The organism is Providencia sp. PROV_01 (assembly GCF_053098325.1).
The window spans coordinates 441,101-466,796 of the sequence record NZ_JBRFKD010000002.1; the positions used below are offsets into that span (position 1 = coordinate 441,101).

The 25,696-nt window shown below is 41.5% G+C and carries 25 protein-coding genes; 7 read left to right on the forward strand and 18 right to left on the reverse strand.

All coding sequences use genetic code 11. The features are described 5' to 3' along the window. Positions 1-182 precede the first annotated feature (182 nt). The 14 genes from glmU to asnC form a co-directional block, all read right to left on the reverse strand. Positions 183-1,553 (reverse strand): bifunctional UDP-N-acetylglucosamine diphosphorylase/glucosamine-1-phosphate N-acetyltransferase GlmU, encoded by a 1,371-nt coding sequence (glmU, locus tag ACU696_RS02765; protein ID WP_115166306.1) that lies wholly within the window; start codon positions 1,551-1,553, stop codon positions 183-185. 126 nt (positions 1,554-1,679) lie between these two features. Continuing rightward, a complete protein-coding gene (locus ACU696_RS02770) occupies positions 1,680-2,105 on the reverse strand; it encodes a F0F1 ATP synthase subunit epsilon (RefSeq protein WP_004906291.1) in 426 nt (141 codons plus the stop codon). Between the two features lie 21 nt (positions 2,106-2,126). Continuing rightward, positions 2,127-3,509, reverse strand: coding sequence for a F0F1 ATP synthase subunit beta (gene atpD / locus ACU696_RS02775; RefSeq protein ID WP_004906293.1), 1,383 nt, complete (start codon positions 3,507-3,509; stop codon positions 2,127-2,129). A 34-nt stretch (positions 3,510-3,543) separates the two neighbouring features. Beyond that, positions 3,544-4,407, reverse strand: a complete 864-nt coding sequence (atpG, locus tag ACU696_RS02780) for a F0F1 ATP synthase subunit gamma (protein ID WP_004906741.1) — start codon at positions 4,405-4,407, stop codon at positions 3,544-3,546. A 51-nt stretch (positions 4,408-4,458) separates the two neighbouring features. Next, a complete protein-coding gene (atpA, locus tag ACU696_RS02785) occupies positions 4,459-6,000 on the reverse strand; it encodes a F0F1 ATP synthase subunit alpha (protein ID WP_004906297.1) in 1,542 nt (513 codons plus the stop codon). Between the two features lie 14 nt (positions 6,001-6,014). Continuing rightward, positions 6,015-6,548, reverse strand: coding sequence for a F0F1 ATP synthase subunit delta (gene atpH / locus ACU696_RS02790; protein ID WP_004906300.1), 534 nt, complete (start codon positions 6,546-6,548; stop codon positions 6,015-6,017). A gap of 12 nt (positions 6,549-6,560) precedes the next feature. Beyond that, the gene (atpF, locus tag ACU696_RS02795; RefSeq protein ID WP_004906301.1) at positions 6,561-7,031 is read right to left on the reverse strand and encodes a F0F1 ATP synthase subunit B; all 471 of its coding nucleotides are present in this window, start codon (positions 7,029-7,031) and stop codon (positions 6,561-6,563) included. 58 nt (positions 7,032-7,089) lie between these two features. Then, a complete protein-coding gene (gene atpE / locus ACU696_RS02800; protein ID WP_004093904.1) occupies positions 7,090-7,329 on the reverse strand; it encodes a F0F1 ATP synthase subunit C in 240 nt (79 codons plus the stop codon). A 48-nt stretch (positions 7,330-7,377) separates the two neighbouring features. Further along, entirely contained in the window at positions 7,378-8,196 is an 819-nt protein-coding gene (gene atpB, locus ACU696_RS02805) for a F0F1 ATP synthase subunit A (RefSeq protein WP_004906738.1), read from the reverse strand. Between the two features lie 33 nt (positions 8,197-8,229). Then, positions 8,230-8,607 carry a F0F1 ATP synthase subunit I gene (gene atpI / locus ACU696_RS02810; protein WP_004906317.1) on the reverse strand — a complete coding sequence of 126 codons (378 nt, stop codon included), beginning with the start codon at positions 8,605-8,607 and terminating at the stop codon, positions 8,230-8,232. Between the two features lie 601 nt (positions 8,608-9,208). Then, on the reverse strand, positions 9,209-9,829 hold the full coding sequence (gene rsmG, locus ACU696_RS02815; protein WP_209102457.1) for a 16S rRNA (guanine(527)-N(7))-methyltransferase RsmG: 621 nt from the start codon (positions 9,827-9,829) through the stop codon (positions 9,209-9,211). Between the two features lies 1 nt (position 9,830). Beyond that, positions 9,831-11,720, reverse strand: a complete 1,890-nt coding sequence (gene mnmG / locus ACU696_RS02820) for a tRNA uridine-5-carboxymethylaminomethyl(34) synthesis enzyme MnmG (RefSeq protein ID WP_209102455.1) — start codon at positions 11,718-11,720, stop codon at positions 9,831-9,833. Between the two features lie 377 nt (positions 11,721-12,097). Then, a complete protein-coding gene (mioC, locus tag ACU696_RS02825) occupies positions 12,098-12,538 on the reverse strand; it encodes an FMN-binding protein MioC (RefSeq protein WP_109912554.1) in 441 nt (146 codons plus the stop codon). Between the two features lie 91 nt (positions 12,539-12,629). Further along, a complete protein-coding gene (asnC, locus tag ACU696_RS02830; protein WP_004906728.1) occupies positions 12,630-13,091 on the reverse strand; it encodes a transcriptional regulator AsnC in 462 nt (153 codons plus the stop codon). 161 nt (positions 13,092-13,252) lie between these two features. Here asnC and asnA point away from each other — a divergent pair, with 161 nt between their 5' ends. Continuing rightward, the gene (gene asnA / locus ACU696_RS02835; RefSeq protein ID WP_004906722.1) at positions 13,253-14,245 is read left to right on the forward strand and encodes an aspartate--ammonia ligase; all 993 of its coding nucleotides are present in this window, start codon (positions 13,253-13,255) and stop codon (positions 14,243-14,245) included. On the opposite strand, the gene viaA is transcribed toward asnA, so the two are convergent. Next, the gene (gene viaA, locus ACU696_RS02840) at positions 14,246-15,703 is read right to left on the reverse strand and encodes an ATPase RavA stimulator ViaA (protein WP_115166308.1); all 1,458 of its coding nucleotides are present in this window, start codon (positions 15,701-15,703) and stop codon (positions 14,246-14,248) included. It abuts the gene before it with no gap. Between the two features lie 2 nt (positions 15,704-15,705). Then, the gene (ravA, locus tag ACU696_RS02845; protein WP_198642089.1) at positions 15,706-17,223 is read right to left on the reverse strand and encodes an ATPase RavA; all 1,518 of its coding nucleotides are present in this window, start codon (positions 17,221-17,223) and stop codon (positions 15,706-15,708) included. A gap of 282 nt (positions 17,224-17,505) precedes the next feature. Here ravA and rbsD point away from each other — a divergent pair, with 282 nt between their 5' ends. The 6 genes from rbsD to rbsR all read left to right on the forward strand — a co-directional run bounded on the left by rbsD (position 17,506) and on the right by rbsR (position 23,329). Continuing rightward, positions 17,506-17,925, forward strand: a complete 420-nt coding sequence (gene rbsD / locus ACU696_RS02850; RefSeq protein WP_115166310.1) for a D-ribose pyranase — start codon at positions 17,506-17,508, stop codon at positions 17,923-17,925. A 7-nt stretch (positions 17,926-17,932) separates the two neighbouring features. Beyond that, positions 17,933-19,447, forward strand: coding sequence for a ribose ABC transporter ATP-binding protein RbsA (gene rbsA, locus ACU696_RS02855; RefSeq protein WP_198642088.1), 1,515 nt, complete (start codon positions 17,933-17,935; stop codon positions 19,445-19,447). Further along, positions 19,444-20,406, forward strand: coding sequence for a ribose ABC transporter permease (rbsC, locus tag ACU696_RS02860; RefSeq protein WP_004906340.1), 963 nt, complete (start codon positions 19,444-19,446; stop codon positions 20,404-20,406). Before rbsA ends, rbsC begins: the two co-directional genes overlap by 4 nt. Before the next feature lie 18 nt (positions 20,407-20,424). After that, a complete protein-coding gene (gene rbsB, locus ACU696_RS02865; protein ID WP_209102453.1) occupies positions 20,425-21,315 on the forward strand; it encodes a ribose ABC transporter substrate-binding protein RbsB in 891 nt (296 codons plus the stop codon). Positions 21,316-21,394: 79 nt separating this feature from the next. After that, positions 21,395-22,324: a ribokinase gene (rbsK, locus tag ACU696_RS02870; RefSeq protein WP_209102451.1), complete on the forward strand. Its 930-nt coding sequence runs from the start codon at positions 21,395-21,397 to the stop codon at positions 22,322-22,324. A 3-nt stretch (positions 22,325-22,327) separates the two neighbouring features. Continuing rightward, positions 22,328-23,329, forward strand: a complete 1,002-nt coding sequence (gene rbsR, locus ACU696_RS02875; protein WP_369128013.1) for a ribose operon transcriptional repressor RbsR — start codon at positions 22,328-22,330, stop codon at positions 23,327-23,329. On the opposite strand, the gene mdtD is transcribed toward rbsR, so the two are convergent. Both mdtD and ACU696_RS02885 read right to left on the reverse strand, forming a co-directional pair. Then, positions 23,326-24,729, reverse strand: coding sequence for a multidrug transporter subunit MdtD (gene mdtD, locus ACU696_RS02880; RefSeq protein ID WP_109912558.1), 1,404 nt, complete (start codon positions 24,727-24,729; stop codon positions 23,326-23,328). The two genes, rbsR and mdtD, sit on opposite strands and share 4 nt — an antisense overlap. A 47-nt stretch (positions 24,730-24,776) precedes the next feature. Then, positions 24,777-25,475 carry a FadR/GntR family transcriptional regulator gene (locus ACU696_RS02885; RefSeq protein ID WP_209102449.1) on the reverse strand — a complete coding sequence of 233 codons (699 nt, stop codon included), beginning with the start codon at positions 25,473-25,475 and terminating at the stop codon, positions 24,777-24,779. Positions 25,476-25,696: the final 221 nt, after the last annotated feature.

Here is a 25,696-nt window from a genome sequence, read left to right on the forward strand (position 1 = left end):
CTTTCTTGAGAAACCTTTATTTGTCGCAACCTAATTGTTGTACAGTTTTCACTGTTCCCCAGCCTTGTAGAAAACGGGGATATTATTTTTATATTGCTACCTTAGGTAACTATTTTAATTTTCGCTATTTAAATAGCTTTTTTATCATAGGAGAGATAACGCTACCTCTCCTCAATATTTACTTATTTTTTCTTAACTGGACGTTGCCAGTTTTTAATATGCATTTGCTTTACACGGCTGACAACGAGTTCGTCTTCATTCACATCACGAGTTACCGTCGTACCAGCGCCAATTGTTGCACCTTTTGCTACAGAAACAGGAGCAACTAATTGAGTGTCTGAGCCTACAAATACATCATCACCAATAACGGTTTTGTGTTTATTGGCGCCATCATAATTACAAGTGATGGTACCTGCGCCAATATTGACGTTATCACCGATTTGAGCATCGCCTAGGTAACTTAAATGACCCGCTTTAGAACCTAAACCTAAAGAGGCATTTTTCATTTCGACGAAATTACCGACGTGTGCTTTGGCTGCTAATTTAGCACCTGGACGTAAACGCGCAAAAGGACCAACCGTACATTCAGCTGATAATTCAGAGTTTTCTATGACTGAATACGGGCTAATCACTGAGTTATCACCGATTACACAGTCTTTCAAAATACAGCCAGATTGAATATGTACGTTATTCCCTAATGTAACGTTACCTTCGATAATCACGTTAGTATCAATAATAATATCGCGACCATGAGTTAGATTTCCGCGCAGGTCAAAACGTGCAGGGTCAATCAACATCACACCGGCTAATAACAGTTTTTCCGCTTGTTCTTTCTGATAAACTCTTTCTAACGCAGCCAGCTGTAGGCGGTTATTCACCCCTTCCATCTCACTTAAATGTTTAGGATGAACGGTTGCAATTTTATTACCTTCTTTATGTGCTAATGCAATAATATCAGTAATATAATATTCGCCTTGCGCGTTATCGTTGTTCAGCTGTGCCAACCAACGTTTGAAATCTTTACCACTGGCAACCATAATCCCAGTGTTAATCTCTTGGATTTTACGTTGCTCTTCAGTCGCATCTTTTTGCTCGATAATACCGACAACTTCATTATTTTCACGAATGATGCGGCCATACCCTGTTGGGTTATCTAAAATAACCGTCAGCAAGCCAATACCACCTTCTGGCTTCACGTCAATTAAGCGATCTAGGGTATCTTTAGCAATTAACGGTACATCGCCATATAGCATGACAATATTTTCATCGTCTTGGAAGCTTGGCGCTGCTTGTTGCATCGCATGGCCAGTGCCGAGCTGTTCGGCCTGTAATACCCAATTGAGGTTTTGCTCACCCAGTTTTTCTTTCAGTAAATCACCGCCATGTCCGTATACCAGATGAATATCTGATGCACCAATGGATTTTGCTGTATCTATAACATGCTGAACCATTGGTTTGCCTGCAAGCAAATGCAAAACTTTAGGTAGCTCTGAATACATCCGTGTGCCTTTACCGGCAGCTAAAATCACGACACTTTTTCTTTGCACAGTCATTTTTCCTGAAACTCCAACTTAGGGATGAAAGTAAACCTATTTCCTTTATAAATTACTACATATTTCGCTCAAATAAAAAAGCCAGTTAGACTTAACCAACTGGCTTTTTTTACTATACCGCTATCATTACATTAGCTTTTTAGTTAACTCGATGACTCGAAGTTTCGCTATTGCTTTTGCAAGTTCTGCTGATGCCTGAGCATAATCAACATCGCCGTGAGCTTTACGGACGTGTTCTTCCGCTTTGCGTTTAGATTCCACTGCACGAGCTTCGTCTAAATCTTTACCACGGATCGCTGTATCAGCGAGTACGATAACACCATTTGGTTGTACTTCTAAAATACCGCCGGAGAGGTAAATTAGCTCTTCTTCACCAAACTGTTTGGTAATACGTACCATGCCCGGTTTTATGGCAGTCAGCAGCGGGGTATGCTGCGGGTAAATCCCCAGCTCACCTTCACTACCTGTCACCTGAATTTTCTGTACCATGCCTTCAAACATTTGTTTTTCAGCACTCACTACAGTCAGGTGGTATGTCATTGCAGCTACCATATCAACCTCCTGTCAGCTGGATTAAAGCTTTTTCGCTTTTTCCACAGCTTCTTCAATGGTACCAACCATATAGAACGCTTGTTCTGGCAGGTGGTCGTAATCACCGTTCAGGATCCCACTGAAGCCACGGATAGTGTCTTTCAGAGAAACGAACTTACCTGGTGAACCGGTAAATACTTCAGCAACGAAGAATGGTTGAGACAGGAAGCGCTGGATCTTACGAGCACGAGCAACAACCAGTTTGTCTTCTTCAGACAGTTCATCCATACCCAGAATTGCAATGATATCTTTCAGTTCTTGGTAACGTTGCAGAATAGACTGAACGCCACGAGCAACATCATAGTGCTCTTGACCAACAACCAGTGGGTCAAGCTGACGGCTAGTAGAATCCAGAGGGTCAACCGCAGGGTAAATACCCAGTGATGCGATTTGACGGCTCAGAACAACTGTTGCGTCTAAGTGAGCAAAGGTAGTTGCTGGTGATGGGTCAGTTAAGTCATCCGCAGGAACGTAAACCGCTTGAACGGAAGTGATAGAACCCGTTTGAGTTGAGGTAATACGTTCTTGCAGAACACCCATCTCTTCCGCCAGCGTTGGCTGATAACCTACCGCTGAAGGCATACGACCTAACAGTGCTGATACTTCAGTACCTGCCAGTGTATAACGATAGATGTTGTCAACGAACAGCAGTACGTCACGACCTTCGTCACGGAATTTTTCAGCCATAGTCAGACCAGTCAACGCAACGCGCAGACGGTTTCCTGGTGGCTCATTCATCTGGCCATAAACCAGTGATACTTTATCCAGAACGTTTGAGTCGGTCATTTCATGATAGAAGTCGTTCCCTTCACGAGTACGCTCACCAACACCTGCGAATACTGAGTAACCTGAGTGCTCAATCGCGATGTTACGGATCAGTTCCATCATGTTTACTGTTTTACCAACACCCGCACCGCCGAACAGACCAACTTTACCACCTTTCGCGAATGGACAGATTAAGTCCATTACTTTGATACCGGTTTCCAGCAGTTCTGTTGAGTTAGCTAATTCTTCATAGCTAGGTGCAGCACGGTGAATTGACCAGCGCTCTTCTTCGCCGATATCACCTTTCATATCAATAGGTTGACCCAGAACGTTCATGATACGTCCTAAAGTTGCTTTACCTACTGGTACTTCAATTGGGTGCTCTAAGTTTACAACTTCTAAACCACGGCTCAGGCCATCTGATGTACCCATTGCGATACAACGGACAACACCACCGCCTAACTGTTGCTGAACTTCCAGCACCAGTTTTTCTTTACCGTTAACAACCTCAAGAGCGTCGTACACTTTTGGTACGTCATCTTGAGGGAACTCGACGTCCACAACGGCGCCGATTACCTGGATAATCTTTCCAGTAGCCATCTTGAATCCTCTACGTAATTCGTAAACCTAGCTGTTAAACCGCGGAAGCACCCGAAACAATTTCGGTAAGCTCCTGAGTAATGCTGGCCTGACGAGCTTTGTTGTAAACCAACTGCAACTCTTTGATCAGGTTTCCACCATTATCAGTAGCGGCTTTCATCGCTACCATTCGTGCGGCCTGCTCACTAGCCAGGTTTTCAACGACGCCCTGATAAACCTGCGACTCGATATAACGACGTAGCAGGGTATCCAGCAACGCCTTAGGATCGGGTTCGTAAATGTAATCCCAAGACTTCTTCTTCAGTGTTTCATCATTGCTTGCAGGCAATGGTAACAATTGAAGAATAGTTGGCTCCTGAGACATTGTATTGATGAACTTATTCGTCACCACATACAGTTTATCCAAACGCCCTTCATCATAGGCTTGTAGCATTGTGTTAACTGGACCAATCAAGTCCGAAAGCGTTGGGTTATCCCCCATTCCGGTAACTTGTGTCACGACATTGCCGCCCACAGAACCGAAGAATGATACCGCTTTAGAACCGATTAAAGCCAAATCAACCTGAACGTTTTTCTCAGACCATGACTTCATATCTGCTAATAGTTTTTTGAACAGGTTAATGTTCAAGCCACCACACAGACCGCGGTCTGTTGAAACAACCAGATACCCGACACGCTTAACTTCACGCTCTTCGAGATATGGATGTTTATATTCCAGATTACCTAACGCTAGGTGACCAATCACACTGCGCATGGTTTCTGCATAAGGACGGCTGGCCGCCATGCGTTCCTGCGTTTTACGCATTTTGGACGCAGCGACCATTTCCATCGCTTTAGTGATCTTTTGTGTATTTTGTACACTTCCGATCTTGGAACGTATCTCTTTTGCGCCGGCCATTTCTGCTTCTCCTTATTAACCAGACGGCCCTAGGAACTGGGCCGAATAGTATTACCAGGACTGAGTTGCTTTAAATGATTCGAGCAGTTTTTTCAACTTGCCTTCGATATCATCGTTATAGCTACCAGCCGGGCCAATTTCGTTCATAAGGTCAGCATGCTCGCGCTGTGCAAAAGAAACTAAAGCAGCTTCAAACGCACCAATTTTCGCTAACTCAACATCATCCAAGAACCCACGTTCTGCCGCGAACAGAGACAGTGCCTGCTCTGCTACTGACATTGGTGCGTACTGTTTCTGTTTCAGCAGTTCAGTTACTTTCTGACCATGACTTAACTGTTTACGAGTCGCGTCATCGAGGTCGGAAGCAAACTGAGCAAACGCTGCCAGTTCACGATACTGAGCAAGTGCGGTACGGATACCACCAGACAGTTTCTTGATAATTTTAGTCTGAGCAGCACCACCAACACGAGATACTGAAATACCTGGGTTAACCGCTGGACGAATACCAGAGTTAAACAGGTTAGATTCCAGGAAGATCTGACCATCTGTAATCGAAATTACGTTTGTTGGTACGAATGCAGAAACGTCACCAGCTTGGGTTTCAATGATAGGCAGAGCTGTCAATGAACCTGTTTTGCCTTTAACTTCGCCTTTAGTAAAGTTTTCTACGTATTCAGCGTTAACGCGAGCAGCACGCTCAAGTAAACGTGAGTGCAGATAGAAAACGTCACCTGGGTAAGCTTCACGTCCTGGTGGACGACGCAGCAACAGTGAGATTTGACGGTATGCAACAGCCTGTTTAGACAGGTCATCGTATACGATCAGAGCATCTTCACCGCGGTCACGGAAATATTCACCCATCGCGCAACCAGCATATGGCGCTAAGTATTGCAGAGCAGCTGATTCAGATGCTGTAGCAACAACAACGATAGTGTTTTGCAGTGCGCCGTGCTCTTCCAGTTTACGAACTACGTTAGAAACGGTAGATGCTTTCTGGCCGATAGCCACGTACACACATTTGATGCCTGAGTCGCGTTGGTTGATGATTGCATCGATAGCCAAAGCAGTTTTACCTGTTTGACGGTCACCGATAACAAGCTCACGCTGACCACGACCGATTGGGATCATGGCATCGACTGATTTATAACCAGTTTGAACTGGTTGATCAACGGATTGACGGTCGATAACACCTGGCGCAATAACTTCTACAGGAGAGAAGCCATCGTTATCAACAGGACCTTTACCATCAATTGGTTGACCCAGTGTATTCACAACACGTCCTAGCAGGCCACGGCCTACTGGAACTTCAAGAATACGACCAGTACATTTAACTTTCATGCCTTCTGCCAAGTCGGCATAAGGACCCATAACGACCGCACCAACAGAGTCACGCTCTAAGTTCAGTGCGATAGCGTAACGGTTGCCAGGCAGCGCGATCATTTCACCCTGCATGACTTCGGCTAAACCGTGAATACGAATAATACCGTCATTAACGGATACAATCGTACCTTCATTGTGAGCTTCACTCACAACATCGAACTGAGCAATACGCTGTTTGATCAGTTCGCTGATTTCGGTGGAATTCAGTTGCATATGCTCCAGTCCCCTTAAGACTGCAAGACGTCAGTTAAACGCTCTAAGCGACCGCGGATACTCCCGTCAATAACGAGGTCTCCAGCACGAATGATCACTCCAGCAATAACAGACTTATCAATTTTGCAATTCAGCTTAACTTTGCGTGACAGACGTTTTTCCATCGCTGCAGAAATTTTAGCTGACTGCTGTTCACTCAGTTCGTTAGCAGAAATCACATCAACTTCAATGGTTGATTCCAGAGAGTCGCGCAATTGGATAAACTGCGTCAACACTTCTGGCAGCGTCGTTAAACGCCCGTTATCTGCCATAACACGAATCAGATTCTGAACATGCTCGTCAATTTCATCTCCACAAACAGAGATAAACGTTTTAGCTAATGTTTCTGGTGCAATAGAACCAGAAAGCAGCTCCCCAACCTGTTCATTGCGCGTCACCTCAGCGGTGAAGGCTAGCATTTCCTGCCATTTAGCAACAGCTTGGTTTTCCACAGCAAAGTCAAAAGCTGCTTTGGCGTAGGGGCGAGCTACAGTAGCAATTTCAGACATGCCCCTCCCTCCTTACAGTTCAGCGACTAGTTTATCAACGATGTCGCTGTTAGCAGCTTCATCCACGGAACGTTCGATGATCTTCTCGGCACCTGCGATAGCAAGCATCGCAACCTGTTTACGTAACTCTTCACGTGCACGTTTACGCTCAGCATCAATTTCAGCTTGCGCTTGTGCGACGATTTTTGCACGTTCTGCTTCCGCTTCTGCTTTTGCTTCATCAATCATTTGAACGCGTTGTTTATTCGCTTGTTCAATGATGACTTGAGCTTCAGCTTTCGCTTTTTTCAGTCGGTCGGTTGCGTCGGTTTGCGCCAGTTCCAGGTTCTTTTTAGCACGTTCTGCGGAAGATAAACCGTCAGCAATTTCTTTTTGACGTTTTTCAATGGCCGCCATAATCGGTGGCCATACATACTTCATACAGAACCAAACAAACAGGACAAACGCGATAGCCTGGCCGAGGATTGTTGCATTTAGATTCACAGACAATACCTCATATTCATTAGTGAATTAATGTTCTTACAGTGTTCCGTAACGTTAATTAGGCAACAGCGAACATTACATACAAGCCCAGACCAACAGCAATCATCGGAATAGCATCGACCAGACCCATTACGATAAAGAACTGTGTACGCAGCAGAGGAATTAAATCTGGCTGACGAGCAGCACCTTCTAAAAATTTACCACCTAGGATGCCGATACCGATCGCAGCACCGATCGCCGCTAAGCCCATCATCACAGCGGCAGCCATGTACAGCAGATCCATACTCAGGTTTTCCATGACAGTCTCCAGTTTGTTTCAGTTAATACAATTATTGATAAAATTAAATTAGTGTTCTTCAGATGCCATCGACAGATAGACAACCGTCAGAACCATAAAAATAAAGGCTTGTAGCGTAATAATCAGTATGTGGAAGATAGCCCAAGGTAGGCTTAACAACCACTGTGACCACCACGGTAGCAGAGCCGCGATAAGAATAAAGATCAATTCACCTGCATACATGTTACCAAACAGTCGCAGACCGAGTGATACAGGTTTTGACAGCAGGCTTACCCCTTCAAGAATCAAGTTGACTGGAATGAAAACAGGATGGTTAAAAGGCTGCATTGTGAGCTCTTTTGTAAATCCGCCAATTCCTTTCATTTTGATGCTGTAGAAGAGGATTAGGATAAACACACCAATAGCCATCGATAATGTGACACTAACATCTGCGGTTGGCACTGCACGTAATGCAGGTAACCCGAGATAATGCTCAGCAATATACGGAAGGAAATCAATTGGGAGTAAATCCATTAGGTTCATTAAGAATACCCAGACGAACACCGTTAATGCTAAAGGAGCAATAACTTTGCTCTTGCCGTGATACATATCACGGACTGAGTTATCAACGAAACCAATGATCAGTTCTATTGCAGTCTGTAACTTACCGGGTACGCCACTAGTCGCATTAACTGCAACTCTTCTAAATAGCCACAGGAACAGAGCCCCGAGAACTACCGAGAAAAAAAGCGAGTCAATGTTCAACGTCCAAAATGTTGGACTAGCGTGGGGATCGACCAACTTAAAGGTACTCAGGTCCAACTGAAGGTTTCTCAGATGGTGGCCTATGTAATCCTCTGTAGTCATCACTTCTCCTGATGCAGACATGATGCCTCTTACCCTTTTGTAGTTTAAAAATACTTACCGTTTAAAAACGGCTGGTGCAACAATCTGAACAATTAGCACCGCTAAATAGGTCAAACCCAGTGGTGTTAATGACGCTTTGAACACACCGAAAGCAACAACTAAGACAGCGATAGTTGTAACAACCTTTAGCCCTGCTCCTAATGCTAAGAACCAGGCAATGCGGACAGGTTCATCCTCTCCTTTTGCTTTCTGAAATTGTGCTAGCAGCATAAATACGATATTTGGTAACCAGCATGCTAACCCACCAGCAAGAGCAGAGGCCCCCCATTCTATACTATTTGCACAGAAAGCCCCACTGAGGATCACTAAAGTTATAAACTGAACAGACAACTGCTTTGCAGCGTGTTTGTTGTCATAAAGGGATACAGACATAACTTTTTGTTTACTCCCAGCTCTTCTCAGCCTCAGAAACGCTAAGTGTTGTATAAAACTGCCTTTGCGTAAATGTGTCAAGAGACAAAAACGTGCAAATTATACGGGCAGGCGAAATGAATTCAATCAGTAAGTAGCGAAAAGGTGAATAAATATTTAATTTTTTCGAGTTGGCGCAGAATTGTCGCTGTAATAATTAATAAATAGTTAATGAATTGCTGCATATATTCACATTAATGTGATAAATATCACATTTAGCTTTATTCTCTTTATTTATTCTTTCAACTTTACTGACAACAAAAAATAGATTTAATCTGTAAATCAAACAATTAAAGAAGTAGATTTTTAAGTTAAATTTAAAAGTGATAAATCAAATATTTCACTATTAACTATTTATCTAGCTAAATCGATTAAGTCAAAATTGCCAATTTCCCTATATTTTTTCTTTCAACACCTTATTTTTGAAACTTATTCGTTATTTCTATGTAAATAACACGTGAAATATAAATATTTACTCTCTAGCTAAAAACAAGAATAGCCGGTGCTTTGTAACACACCGACTATCGCTCTAAAAGACAAAATATTTTGACAGAAAGCAACTTTATTTTATAGAAACTTTAACCAAATGGCGCTGTTCATCAAGTTCAGGCACTTCAAGCTCTGTGATAGATTCAATCACAAAACCTTCTGGTAGCGCCATTTCATCATCACGAATGACACCTTTAAGTGCATAAAAACGACCGCCAGATGACGGTAAATGATGGCACCAACTCAGCATATCGTTCAGTGAAGCAAATGCGCGGCTAATCACCCCATCAAAACCATTTTCAACTGGGTACTCTTCAACACGCGATTGAACTGGTTCGATATTCGTTAGCCCTAGTTCATGTTGAACCTGTTTTAAAAAGCGTATGCGCTTCCCTAAGCTGTCCAATAAAACAAAATGGGAATCAGGCCGAACAATAGCTAAAGGAACGCCAGGTAAGCCTGGCCCCGTTCCTACATCAATAAATTTTGTTCCGTTGAGTTGACCGTTCACCACTATGCTGTCCATGATATGACGGATCAACATCTGTTGTGGGTCACGTACCGAAGTCAGGTTATAGGCTTTGTTCCATTTTGCCAATAACCCAACATAGTCAACTAACTGCTGTTTTTGCTTTTCCGTTAAATTGATATCGGTTTTTACTAGCAATTGATTAAGTTTTGATAATAAATCCATGTTAAGCGCTCCGGCGTAGCATGCCTTGTTTCTTCAGCCAAACAAGTAAGATAGAGATTGCCGCAGGCGTGATCCCTGAAATTCGTGATGCTTGACCAATAGATGTTGGTTTATGGTCGTTCAGTTTCGCCATCACTTCGTTCGACAACCCTTTAACTTGTTTGTAATCGAGGTCAACAGGCAACAAGGTATTTTCATTACGTAGTTGTCTTTCGATTTCTTCTTTTTGGCGAGCGATATAACCTTCGTATTTAACTTGGATTTCCACTTGATCTGCAGCTTGAGGATCGTCAATACCTGGGGCAAACAGCTTAAGCGAGGTTAGCATTTGATACGTCATTTCTGGACGACGCAGTAAATCTTCCCCATTTGCTTCTTTCGATAATGGAACGGTTAAAATTCCATCTATCTCAGTATGGTTATCTGATTTAGGATGAACCCAAATATCTTTTAAGCGTTGACGTTCTTTTTCAATCAGTTCAACTTTTTTATTAAAGTGAGCCCAACGTACGTCATCAACTAAGCCTAACTCTCGGCCTTTTTCAGTGAGTCGCAAATCGGCATTGTCTTCACGAAGCATCAAACGGTATTCCGCACGTGAAGTAAACATACGGTAAGGTTCTTTTGTCCCTAAAGTACAAAGGTCGTCAACGAGAACACCGATATAAGCTTGGTCACGACGAGGGAACCAACCGTCTAAACCAAAGGCATATTGTGCAGCATTAAGGCCCGCTAATAGCCCTTGAGCTCCGGCTTCTTCATAACCTGTTGTGCCGTTAATTTGGCCAGCAAAGAATAAACCATCAATAAATTTACTCTCAAGCGTTTGTTTTAGATCTCTAGGGTCAAAGAAATCATACTCGATAGCATAACCAGGACGAATGATCCGTGCATTTTCCATTCCTTTCATGGAATGAACAATTTGCATTTGAACATCAAATGGTAAGCTGGTGGATATCCCGTTAGGATAAATTTCATTGCTCGTTAAGCCTTCTGGCTCTAAAAAGATCTGATGTGAGTCTTTATCTGCAAAACGCATGACTTTATCTTCGATCGAAGGGCAATAACGTGGGCCGATCCCTTCAATAACCCCTGCATACATAGGGCTACGATCTAGGTTATTTCTGATCACATCATGGGTTTTTTCATTGGTATAGGTGATATGACAAGGCATCTGTTGTGGATGTTGATCTTGTGAACCTAAGAATGAAAAAACGGGCATTGGGTCATCACCTAGCTGTTGAGCTAACTGACTGAAATCAATAGTTCTTGCATCAATACGTGGTGGCGTTCCTGTTTTTAAACGATTAACACGTAAAGGCAATTCTCTCAAACGTTGAGAAAGTGAAATTGAAGGGGGATCCCCTGCACGACCGCCACTGTAATTTTCTAAACCAATATGAATTTTGCCATCAAGGAAAGTACCAACGGTTAATACCACGGCTTTGGCTTTAAATTTTAAGCCCATACGGGTAATTGCCCCTGTAACTCGATTGTTTTCAACAAGCAAGTCTTCTACGGGTTGTTGGAAAATCATCAAATTAGGCTGATTTTCTAAAGCCATTCTGACAGCTTGGCGATACAGAACACGGTCAGCTTGAGCTCGGGTTGCACGAACAGCTGGCCCTTTGCTGGCATTTAATGTTCTAAATTGAATACCCGCTTTGTCTGTAGCGATGGCCATTAGACCACCTAGGGCATCAATTTCTCTAACCAGATGTCCCTTACCGATCCCACCGATGGCTGGGTTGCAAGACATCTGGCCCAATGTATCAATATTGTGAGTCAGTAATAGGGTTTGACGCCCCATACGTGCAGCTGCCATTGCTGCTTCAGTACCGGCATGACCACCACCAATTACGATGACGTCAAATTGCTCTGGATAAAACATGTGTGGACCTTAAACGTTAGAAAATGCGGATTGTGCATTTGAGGAGAGAATTCTACTCAAGTTTGAGGAAGAGACCAAGCTTTAGGTTTCCCCCTTATATAATATAAAGATCTTTTTATTTAAAGATCTCTTTATTAGATCTTTTATTAGGATCACCGGTTTCTGTGGATAAGTGGATTTTCACTTTAAAGATCATAAAACTGTAAAGGATCATATACTGTGAATGATCCGTGATCCATTTGCGTATAAGCTGGGATCAAAATGGGTACTTATACACAGGCCTTGGGAGCCTAAAAACTTATACTCTGGATAACTACGGGTTAATACCGGGATCTTCCCTGAGTTATCCACAGTTGGTTGCTGATTTTTTAATCAAATCAGAGTTCGTTTGCCCAAATTTTAACCCATTCTCCTGCGGGATCTTCCGGTATTTCGTGTTGTTGGACATCAATTTCCAAACATTCACCGATCCTTTTAGCCCCTTGCTTGATTAATAACGCATCTATTTTGTGGATAGCACCACAGAAAGTGTCATATTCAGAGCTACCGATCCCAACAGAGCCAAATTGGACTTCGCTTAGATCAGGAGCGCTTTCTTCTATTGAATCAAAAAGAGGTTGAATATTTTCAGGCAGATCACCTGCACCATGTGTTGAGCTCACCACCAGCCATATGCCCTCAAGTGTTAAGTCATCAAGCTCTGGGCCATGTTGAATTTCAGTTTCATGACCGAGTTCTTCTAAAATCTCAGCCATGTGCTCGGCAACATACTCCGCACTGCCCATTGTACTGCCACTTATTAAGGTTACTTTTGTCATGGTGATTCTCTTTCACAATAATAGGGCGCTATTGTACGCTGTGAATGAGCTGGGATCTACCTGTGGATAATGTGGTTATATCATTTTTTTTCTACGGGTTGATTGTTCGTAAGATCGGGTTTTGTAAGGAGATCAGTGTTTCTGTGGATTGTATCTCATCAATGGTCTGAATTTTGTTGATAAGTACGTCTTGTAAAGAATCGATAGAACGGCACATGACTTTAATAAAAATGCTGTATTGCCCTGTTGTGTAGTACACCTCGACAACTTCTTCTAAGGCATCTAATTTTTTTAGTGCGGTTGGGTAATCTTTTGCACTTTTTAAAATAATGCCAATAAAGCAACAAACATCGAACCCTAATTGTTTTGGGTTTATATCAATACGTGTGCCTTTAATAATTCCTGCTTGCTTCATTTTTTCGACTCGGACATGAATTGTTCCGGGGCTAACAGCGAATTTTTTTGCTAATTCAGCATACGGTATGCGCGCATTTCCCATTAATTCGTGAAGTATGTCACGATCGAGATTATCGATTTGATAATTTTCCGGCATTATTTTACCTCTATTTTAACGATTCTTCATTTTTATACCTGTTTTTTTATTCAAAATAAACAGTAAAGGCTTTTTTTAATGATGGATATTGAATTTATACCTCATTTTGTTGCTTAATCTATACATCAGCTAACACAGCTAACAAATTATGGGAATAAATTATGGACAAGTCATTTATCGAACATCAGCAACAAATTAGTTTTGTGAAATCGTATTTCTCACGTTTACTTGAAAAAGAATTAGGGTTAATTGAAGTTCAAGGACCAATCCTAAGCCGTTTAGGGGATGGTACTCAAGACAACTTATCGGGCAGTGAAAAAGCCGTTCAAGTAAAAGTGAAATCAATTCCAGGTGCAACCTTTGAAGTGGTTCATTCTTTGGCTAAATGGAAACGTAAAACATTAGGGCGTTTCGGTTTTAGTAAAGGCCAAGGTCTATACACGCATATGAAAGCGTTGCGTCCGGACGAGGATCGCTTAACCCCAATCCACTCCGTCTATGTTGATCAGTGGGATTGGGAAAAAGTGATGGCAGATGAGGAACGTACACTTCCTTATCTGAAGCAGACAGTGGGTAAAATCTATAAGGCAATAAAAGAAACAGAAGCTGCCGTAAGTAAAGAGTTTGGGTTGGCACCGTTCCTGCCAGACCAAATCCACTTTATTCACAGTGAAGAATTGTTACAGCGCTATCCTGATTTAGATGCGAAAGGGCGTGAACGCGCAATCGCGAAAGAATTAGGTGCAGTATTCTTAATTGGTATCGGTGGTAAGCTATCTAGTGGTGAATCACATGATGTTCGTGCGCCAGACTACGACGATTGGACAACAAAAAATGAAGACGGTTTTTGTGGTTTGAACGGCGACATCATTGTGTGGAACCCTGTTTTACAGGACGCATTTGAGCTTTCTTCAATGGGAATTCGCGTAAGTCCTGAGTGTTTGACCCGTCAATTAAAGTTAACTGACGATGAAAAACGTATGGAATTAGAGTGGCACCAAGCATTAGTGAAAGGTGAAATGCCGCAAACTATCGGTGGTGGTATTGGCCAATCACGCTTAGTTATGCTACTTCTCCAACGCCAACACATTGGCCAAGTGCAATGTGGTGTATGGGGTGCTGAAATGCAAGAATCCGTTGAAGGTATGCTGTAATTAGCGACTAAAGCGGCGTAACAACCTGCTTTTTAACCCAGTATCAAAACGCCAAATATGGTCAAAGATTTTCATGATGCTGGGTTTCCCATAATTTGATACAGATACCGCATGGAAGCGGTATTTACCTTTCTTCTGCATGGCTTTTATTTTTTGAATCAACTCATCAGGTAAACGCTGAGCAACAAAATCAGAAATCACTACGGCATCTGCATCTATCCACTGCTTTGATTCCAATTTTACTGCTGTTTCTTGCAAACAAGCCGCAAGATCAGTCCCACCTTTAAATGTTTGATGTAAAAATCGAATACATTGCTCTAGGCCATCAATAGAAAGTAAATCGTAATGCACAATTTCTGTGGAAAATAACATCACATGACATGAGCGGTTATCCGCCAGCGCAATTTTCATTAATGCGAGGCAAAAAGCCTTTGCACAGCGTTCATTTAAACCGCCCATCGAACCGGAAGTATCAATACATACAACAAATGGACCTCTCGGTTGTTCTTCATCATGGTGATGTGTTATTGGGCGAAGAACTTTCCTTTCTTGCCAGCTATCTCCTTGTAATCGATAAGTTAGAAGCTGTTTTTCAAGTAATTTTCGATAGAACTCAAATTCAATATCTTCAAGACCTAACATAGCGAGTTCTGCAGGTAATAACCGTAAAATATCGTCACTTTGATTTAAGCCATTAACTTGCTCAGGAACAGTTTCAGGCACTTTTTCCATGATAGTCATCGGTTCTAGCACCACGCTATCATCAGGGATTGCTTGTGCAGTTTGGCTACGGCCTAATAATTGTGCTATTTTTTCTAATTCAGGCTGCTGACGTAAAAATTCACTGTATCGGCTTAATAATTGGTCATTATAAGCGGAAGTCATGTTCACACCTTTGGTTAAATCCCACAACCGGCCTGCAGCACGTTCATTTTCACCTAAGATATCCTCTAAATTGCCACTTAGTGCTAATCGGCGCTGTAGTTCCGCCAGCAATTGTTCTTTTTCTTGTTCTAACATTTCTTTATGTAGAGTCGTCACTTGTAAAATTAAACTGACTCGCCATTTTTGTACAAACAGTGATTGCCTTGCACTGCGATTTTCTATTTTCCCGCTCTGTAACTGATGTGCTTCACGGTAAAAAGGAGAATCCAGTTGGTGAAGTTTTGCTATGACACTTGGTAATTGGATAAAAAAGGCATCTGTCGATATGCCAAGAGATTGACGATAAAGTTCAAACTCTTCTGAAAGTTGAGCAGGAACAAGCGCATCTTGCATACGCTGTTTGAGATCTTTTTTCCAACCGGATAAATCTTTTAGTAACGCTTTTTTTAATCTAGGGTGTTTTTCAAAAAAGACCGCCAATTGAGGGGTTGCTAACAAAGAGATAATTATCTCCTCGATTAATTGACCTTCATTAACTGAAAGCAGCATTTCTAGTGTGGCTAAACTCATCATCGTTATTCAGCCACTTTACCCGTGATTTGGTTACGTAATTGGTTTAATTTCTCTGTGAGTTTCATGAAGCTTTGTTCAATATCTGCAAGCCAGTGTGATTCAATAAATAAGTTGGGCTGCTGTTTTTCAAACTGATAGCGTGCGGCTTGAATTTCTCCTTGAATTTTATCTAGCTTGTCTAGCCATTCTTGATTATTTGTATTTGGCGTGAGTGATGAGGCTTTATCTTGAATATATAAAGTAGATGATTGATGACTTATATCTAATAACTGTATCTGGTTTAAATTATTCACCTCAGCGGCAATGTCTTGTGCAAAACCAATCCCATTTAGGTGAGCGGATAGTGTCGTTCCTTTATTTAAGAACGTTATCAGGGATTTTTTATCAGTAGTTACAAAAGTCACTTTCATATTATGTAGTTGCAGTGGACGATGTAAAAATAGGGTAATTCGACCATCACTGATATTTTCGGGCAATACATATGACGCTTTACGAGCAAACATCGCATTGTTTTTATTGACTTTAAATGCATCTTGGTTGTTTTGGTCTTGGGTCGATGACATCCATTGCTGATAAATCTGCTCTATTTCTCGAGTCAACTTTCGCTGCTGCCAGCCATCTTCTTGTAATAATGACTGTAATAGTTGTGGTAACGCATTCATAGATTGCATGTCATGCCAGAGGCAATCTTTTAATAACACAAGATCTAGAGGAGATACACTATTACGACCATTAAAGAAAGCACTTGCTTGTAATAAATAAACCGCTTTCTTCCAGCGCCTATCTGAAACATAAACCTGTTTGTCTGTTGCATCTAGTTGCTGACGTAATTGGTAAATTAATTCAAAACAGTGATCGGGTAGCGTAATTTTGGGTATTTCTTGTTGCCACTGTTGGTATTCTTCATCACTGATTTTTAAATGTTCCGGCATTTGAGATTCATTCAGTGATGATTTTCCTGTTAATAGTGCGCGAAAATTTTGTTTTTCTTGCACTTTATCCAGCCAAATACGTACTAGCATTCTGTCGAATAGCGCTTCAAGGCTATTATCTGCATCAGGCAATTCATTGGATGCCGTTACTAATAACCGCATCGGGATAGATTTTTCTTCATCACCATTACGGAACTTGCGCTCATTTACCGCGGTTAATAAAGTATTTAAGATGGCAGGGCCTGCTTTCCATATCTCATCAAGGAATACGACTTCAGCGTCAGGTAAATAACCTTTAGTTAAACGTTCATATCGCCCTTCATCTTTTAACGCTTGTATTGAAAGAGGGCCAAAGATTTCTTCGGGTGTTGAAAATCGTGTCATTAAGTACTCAAAAGCATTCGCATGACGAAAAGCATATTTCATTCTTCGTGCAATTAAGCTTTTGGCAATACCCGGAGGGCCTAATAGAAATACGCTTTCGCCGCTTAATGTGGCTAATAAGCACAAACGAATAGCCTGCTGGCGTTCATATAAACCGCTTTCAAGGTAATTGCTTAGTTGGGCAATTCGTTCAGCAAGCTGCATTATTCATTCCTTTTATTAATAGAGGTGTTGATATCAAAACTATCAATTTCTTTTATTACATACTGCGACCTATTTTTCCATTTTTCTTTGACATGCCCCAATAAATAAGAAAAAACGATTCAGCTACAAGTGATTCAATAAGTTATTGTTTTTAAGCTTTTCTAGTGCGAACGAAACGTTTCGATATTGATCACAAATATCAACCATCAATATTGAGTTGTGACTTATCTTTACTATGATTACATGAGCGAAACGTTTCGCTTACTAGAATGGCGGTGAAAAATGAAAAAGGGTGTTTTACTTAATGCCAACGTTACCTCTGTAATTGCCAAGTTAGGTCATACGGACCAAATAACGCTTGCTGATGCAGGTTTGCCTATTTCTCAAGGAACGGAGCGTATTGATTTAGCCATTACTCAAGGCTTACCCGATTTCATGTCAGTTTTAAGTGTCATTACTCAAGAGATGCAAGTCGAAAAAGCCATTCTAGCTGAGGAAATCAGTACCATTAACCCACAAATGGAAGACGCTATTTTAGCTCACTTACAACAGTTAGAAGTCACCCAAAATAATACGATTGAAATTATTTATTGCACCCATGAACGTTTTAAACAGCTGACTCATGACAGTAAAGCGGTGATCCGTACCGGAGAATGTTCACCGTTCGCTAACATTATTCTTTGTTCTGGTGTGACTTTCTGAGGTGATTATGCAACCTTTATTAGAACTTATCGGGATCGATAAATCATTTCCAGGGGTAAAAGCCCTTAATGGGGCAACATTAAATGTCTACCCAGGAAAAGTCATGGCGCTGGTGGGGGAAAATGGGGCTGGCAAATCAACCATGATGAAAGTGCTGACGGGTATTTATAAAAAAGATGCTGGTCAAATCCGCTACTTAGGTAAAGAAGTTGCATTCAATGGCCCTAAAAGCTCCCAAGAAGCAGGAATAGGGATTATCCACCAAGAACTTAATTTAATACCTGAATTAACCATCGCAGAGAATATTTTTCTTGGTCGAGAGTATGTTAATGCGTTTGGCAAAATTGACTGGAAAAAAATGTTCAGTGAGTCTGACAAACTGCTTAAACGGCTTAACCTTGATTATGATAGCCATCAAACTATTGCAGAGCTTTCTATCGGCGAACAACAAATGGTGGAAATCGCTAAAGTCCTGAGCTTTCAATCACAAGTCATTATTATGGATGAACCCACAGATGCGCTAACCGACACAGAAACAGAATCCTTATTTAGAGTTATCGAAGACTTAAAAGCTCAAGGCTGCGGTATTGTTTATATTTCCCATCGTTTAAAAGAAATTTTTGAAATTTGCGACGATGTAACGGTGTTTCGCGATGGCCAGTTTATTGGTGAGAAACCCGTGAGTGAATTAGAAGAAGAAAAACTCATTGAAATGATGGTTGGTCGTAAACTTGAAGACCAGTATCCAAGAGTTGAGGTAGAAACCGGAAATATTAGGCTGCAACTTGAAGGCGTATCTGGGCCTGGTGTAACAAATGCCAACTTCACCCTGAAGAGCGGGGAAATTTTAGGCGTATCTGGCTTGATGGGCGCGGGGCGTACAGAGTTGATGAAAATCATCTACGGCGCGGCGACAAAAAAATCGGGCACGATAAAACTGGAAGGCAAACTCGTAACACTGAAAACACCACAAGACGGGCTGAATAATGGCATTGTTTATATTTCAGAAGACCGTAAACGTGATGGATTAGTATTAGGTATGTCAGTGAAAGAAAATATGTCATTGACAGCATTACGTTATTTCAGTCGTGTGGGAGGAAGCCTCAAGCATGGGGAAGAGCAGCAAACCGTTAGCGATTTCATTCGGTTATTCAATATTAAAACCCCGTCAATGGACCAAATAATTGGCAATCTTTCTGGTGGTAATCAGCAAAAAGTGGCCATTGCGCGCGGTTTGATGACAAGACCAAAAGTACTGATCCTTGATGAGCCAACTCGCGGTGTAGACGTTGGTGCTAAAAAAGAAATCTATCAATTAATTAACCAATTTAAAAAAGAAGGGCTGAGTATCATTTTAGTTTCTTCAGAAATGCCTGAAGTAATAGGAATGAGTGACCGCATTTTGGTGATGCACGAAGGTCATATCAGTGGTGAATTTTCAGCCAAAGACGCGACGCAGGAAGCCTTAATGGCAGCCGCCGTGGGTAAAAATTATGGCTCAGTTCAGGAGTTATCAGTATGAGTTCAACTACCGCATCATCAAAACGTTGGTTCAGCAAAGCATGGCTGATGGAGCAAAAATCATTAATCGCACTATTAGTTTTGATTGCCATCGTATCAACATTAAGCCCGAATTTTTTTACGGTTAATAACCTATTCAATATCCTACAACAAACCTCCGTTAATGCCATTATGGCCGTTGGAATGACATTAGTTATCTTAACGTCTGGAATTGACCTCTCTGTTGGGTCCTTATTAGCCTTAACGGGAGCAGTTGCAGCCTCAATGGTCGGGGCTGAAGTTAACGCATTAGTGGCTGTTGCGGGAGCACTAGCACTCGGTGCCGCTATCGGTGCATGTACAGGAGTGATTGTTGCAAAAGGAAAAGTCCAAGCTTTCATTGCGACTTTAGTCATGATGCTACTACTGCGCGGTGTGACACGAGTTTACACAGACGGCAGTCCTATCAATACAGGATTTAGTGATAACGCAGACTTATTTGGTTGGTTTGGTATTGGCCGCCCATTTGGTATTCCTACCCCAGTCTGGTTAATGATCATCGTTTTTGCTGCGGCATGGTATATGTTGCACCATACTCGCCTTGGTCGTTACATCTACGCACTTGGTGGGAATGAAGCGGCTACCCGTCTTTCTGGTATTAATGTCGACCGCATTAAAATAGTGGTTTATGCCTTATGTGGACTGCTAGCGGCATTGGCGAGTGTCATTGAAGTTGCACGTTTATCATCAGCTCAGCCAATGGCAGGTAATGGGTATGAACTTGATGCTATCGCTGCGGTTGTACTTGGTGGTACCAGCCTTGCTGGTGGTAAGGGGCGTATCGTCGGAACATTGATTGGTGCGCTTATCCTTGGTTTCTTAAACAATGGATTAAACTTATTAGGTATTTCGTCAAACTACCAGATGATTGTTAAAGCTGTCGTCATCTTACTTGCTGTACTTGTTGATAATAAAAAGTAACCCTACAGGAAAATTATTATGAAACTGAACAAACTAGCAACGTTATTATCTGCAGTTGCACTGAGTGCAACGGTTAGTGTGAATGCGATGGCGAAAGATAGCATTGCACTCGTAATTTCTACATTGAATAACCCATTCTTTGTGACGATGAAAGACAGCGCACAAAAAGAAGCGGATAAACTCGGTTATGAGCTGATTGTTTTAGATTCTCAAGACAACCCAGCCAAAGAATTAGCAAACGTACAAGATTTAACCGTTCGCGGTACAAAATTAATGTTAATTAACCCAACAGATTCAGATGCAGTGGGTAACTCAATATTAATGGCGAATAAAGCGAATATACCTGTAATTACTTTGGATAGAGCGGCTAACAAAGGTGAAGTTGTCAGCCATGTCGCATCTGATAACCGCATGGGCGGGAAGATGGCCGCTGACTACATTGCACAAAAAACAGGCAGTGAGTCTAAAGTTATTCAATTAGAAGGCATTTCAGGCACATCAGCCGCACGTGAGCGCGGTGAAGGTTTTAACACCGGTGCGAAAGAGCACAAATTCAATTTACTGGCGAGCCAACCGGCTGATTTCGATAGAACAAAAGGCTTGAACGTAATGCAAAACTTGTTAACGGCACATCCAGCTGTTCAAGCTGTATTTGCACAAAACGATGAAATGGCATTAGGGGCGTTAAGAGCTCTGCAAACCGCAGGCCGTACCGATGTTCTGGTTGTCGGTTTTGATGGAACAAATGATGGTATCAAAGCCGTTGAAGGCGGAAAATTAGGTGCAACCATTGCACAGCGCCCAGACCAAATTGGGATTGTTGGTGTTCAGATTGCAGATAAAGTCTTAAAAGGCGAAAAAGTGGATTCAACGGTTCCGGTTGAATTGGAATTAGTGGTAAAACAATAAGATAAAAACCGCCGTGGTATACTGCGGCGGTTTATTTAGTTTGCAATTCATTGGGTCATCAAAAAAGGAAATAAACGTTATGGGTACAGCAAAGCTGGTGGTTCTCGGTAGTATCAATGCTGATCATATATTAAATGTTAAGCATTTCCCTCAACCGGGTGAAACAGTTAGGGGTGATCATTACCAAGTTGCGTTTGGTGGAAAAGGCGCTAACCAAGCTGTTGCTGCTGGTCGCAGTGGTGCTGACATAACATTTATTGCCTGTGTTGGTGATGATGATATTGGGGCGAGTATAAAAAAACAGTTATCTCTCGATAACATTAAAACCGAATGTATTGATGCTATTGAAGGTGAAACGACAGGTGTCGCCCTCATTTATGTGAATCAACAAGGGGAAAATACGATTGGTATCAATGCAGGTGCAAATGCGCAACTTACCAAGGAAAGGTTAGGACATTATCAGCAAAAAATTGTGGAAGCGGATGCGGTATTGATGCAATTGGAATCTCCCATTGAAACAGTACAAATGGCGGCTGAAATAGCGAAGAAAAACAATACAATAGTCATTTTGAACCCAGCGCCAGCTCAATCATTACCTGATTCATTATTATCATTAGTGGATATCATCACACCAAATGAAACAGAAGCTGAACATTTAACAGGCATTGCGGTTAATGATAATCAAGGTGCTCAGGATGCGGCTGAAGTCTTACATCAAAAAGGTATCAGTAAAGTGATGATAACACTCGGTTCTCGAGGCGTTTGGTATAGTGAAAAAGGTGCAGAAGGTAAAATAATTTCTGCATTTCGCGTAAAAGCAGTGGATACTATTGCCGCAGGTGATACATTCAATGGGGCTTACGTTACTGCACTGCTGGAAGGTAAGGCTGACGAAGAAGCGATTATTTTTGCCCATGCGGCAGCAGCGATAGCTGTGACTCGCCCTGGAGCTCAACCCTCTGTTCCATGGCGTAAAGAAATTGACCAGTTTTTGACTCAACAGGATTAACTTGTGGCAACAATGAAAGATGTGGCACGCCTTGCGGGGGTGTCGACATCCACCGTCTCTCACGTTATTAATCAAAATCGCTATGTCAGCGAGAGCATTACTGTACGCGTTAAAAATGCGATTGAAGAGTTAAACTATGCCCCCTCTGCGCTGGCACGTAGTTTAAAAATGAATCGTACGAATACGATTGGGATGTTACTGACAACAAGTAATAACCCATTCTACGCTGAGGTAGTACGGGGTGTAGAACGTAGTTGCTACGAACGCGGTTATAGTTTGATTTTGTGCAACACAGAGGGCGACTTTCAGCGAATGAATCATAGCTTAGAAACGTTGCTACAAAAGCGTGTTGATGGGTTACTGATTATGTGCACTGAAGTACAAGGGCCATCAAAAAATGTTTTGGCTCGTTACCCCGCTGTGCCAACGGTTATGATGGACTGGTCTCCATTCGAGTCAGACGGAGACATTATTCAAGATAACTCTTTTCTTGGTGGGGAAATAGCCACTCGTTACCTTATTAAAGCAGGTTTCACTCGTATTGCATGTATTGCAGGGCCACAAGATAAATCACCAGCAAGAGCACGTCATCAAGGTTTTATTCAAGCTATGACTGATGGCGGAATTAATATTTATGATGATTATATCATTTTCAGTGATTTTGAATTTGCTGGTGGGTTTGAGTCCATGAATAAACTGCTTAGCTTACCTACCCCTCCCGAGGCTATTTTTGCAGGTAATGATGCGATGGCGGTGGGAGCTTATCAAGCGATATACCAAAAGGGCTTGAAAGTGCCTGATGATATTTCAATCATTGGTTATGATGATATCGATCTTTCGCCTTATATGATCCCACCACTTACAACAATTCATCAGCCAAAAGATAAGTTAGGTCAACAGGCTGTTGACCAACTTATTTATCGTATGGATAACCCAGAGGCAAAGGCGAGTGTTTTGGTTCTTACCCCTGAGCTAATTGAGCGCCAATCGGTTAAAAAATATTAATTCTTCGCTTTTTTGGTTTTATTTTTTATTAAATTATCACCGTCTGTCTTACTTAATAATAAGAAGACAAAAGCCGAGATAAGCGTAATGACACCAACGGTAATAAAAGTGTAGTGAAAATTATCGACCGTATTGCTATTAGGTTGTCCACCATAGAAGTTTAAGATTGCGGCACTGACTGCAATACCAAAGCTTATCGAGAGTTGCTGAGTCACCGCTAACATACTATTTCCCGCACTTGCATTATTGTCTGTTAAATCAGCCAAGCAAATAGTATTCATTGCGGTAAACTGTATTGACATCACCATTCCTAAAATGAATAAAGGTGCAATTAACAGGTAAATCGACATACTTGGTGATTGCAAGGAAAACTGGGCGATCATTAATCCAATAATTATGGTGATAACAAATAATGTATTACGGTAGCCGTATTTAGTCAGGATCCGAGTAACCCCAGATTTAGCAGTGATTGAACCTATTGCTAGTGGCGCCATCATCATTCCTGCCACAACAGCTTCGTAACCAAAACCCACTTGCAACATTAATGGCATTAAAAAAGGAATACTACCTGTTCCCAAGCGTGTTGCGATATTACCGCTGATCCCAATAGAAAAAGTGCGCGTTTTAAATAGATTTAGTGGAATTATTGCATGCTTAACTCGTCTTGCGTGAAGAACATAAATAAATAAGAAGAGAAAACCCACTAAGACAATAATTGCAGGAACAGAGGTAGGAAGCGATTTATCACCAAATAAGTCTAGGCTGACAGATAGCATGACTAAGCCAAAACCAAACAATAAGAACCCGAGTGTATCAAATTTACGTTTTGGCATTTTAAAATCTGGCATATGTTTTAGGGCATAAAAAATACCTAAAACACCTATAGGAATATTAATAATAAATATCCAATGCCAAGTTGCATAGGTGACTAAGATACCGCCTAACAGAGGCCCCAATATTGGGCCAACTAAACCAGGGATGGTAACAAAATTTAATATGGGTAGTAACTCACTTCGAGGGTAAGCCCTTATTAAGGCTAAACGGGCGACTGGCATCATCATTGCCCCACCAATACCTTGAATAACCCTAGAGGTTACTAAGAAATTTAAGGATGGCGAAAGGGCACAAAGTAATGAACCAAGAGAAAATAAGGAAACCGCTAAAATAAATATACGTCTTGTACCAAATCTGTCAGCAAACCAGCCGCTTACAGGAATTAATAGCGCAACAGTAAGCGTATAGCTGACTACAGCTGATTGCATTGCAAGCGGTGAGTGATCAAGGCTTCTTGCAATATCGGGTAAAGCCGTATTCAAAATGGTGGCATCGAGCGCTTGCATGAAAAAGGCCATTGCCGCAATCCATGGAAGGCCAGACATATTTTTCGCTGTTTTGAACATCAGTTACCTATACAAATAAATGAAAGCTTCAATGGGATATTGTGTTGTTAGTCTTGCTTTTGGGTAATTGTTAGTAAGTTATAGCAAAGGTCGAGTGCTATTGTACTTTTACCATGAATAATTGCATTGGCAAGTTGTTGATGAATTTCGACCTCTATAACCTCATTATTAGTAATGACATCAAAGTAACGCTGATAAATAGAACGGAATAAATTAGCAAAAGAAATAAGAAAAGGATTGGCACAAGCTTTGTAAATAGTTAGATGGAAATGATAATCAACTTTTACCCAATGTGCTCTGTCAAATTCTTTGGCGAGTAGCTGCATTTCACTAGATAATAGTTGTAATGATTGTTTTTGTTCTTTTGTTGCATGTATCGCAGCAAGATAACAAGCCTGAGGTTCTATTGCGAGTCGAACCATTTTAAAGTGCTTCATTACAACAGATTGCTCTTCACTATTAGACCACCACGTTAAGAGATCTTGGTCTAAAAAATTCCAATTTGAAGGCGACATAACACGGGTGCCTATTTTGGGGCGTGCTAATACCATGCCTTTTGCTGCTAATATTTTTATAGCTTCTCTTATAGCTGTTCGACTTGCTTGGAATTGTTCTGATAATTCTAATTCGCTAGGTAAAATGGAATCCGGTAAATAGGTGCTGGTTAAAATCAACTGGCCAAGATTTTCTGCAATAATATAAGAGCGATTTTTTTGTGAGGCTGTTTGTTGCTTACTTAATTCCATAATTCATCTCAAAGCATAATTCTTAGATACATATATTACGTGAGTAGATGTACAATTGCTGCTGAAATAGTCAATGCACAGACCAAATTTAACTTATAAACACCTTTTTGGCTAAAAAAAACACGAACAAAATAAAAACGCAAAAAAACACTTGCGAGAATTTTTCGACTCCCTATAATGCGCATCCGTTGTCACGACAAAGCGGTTCGAAGAAAACTTCA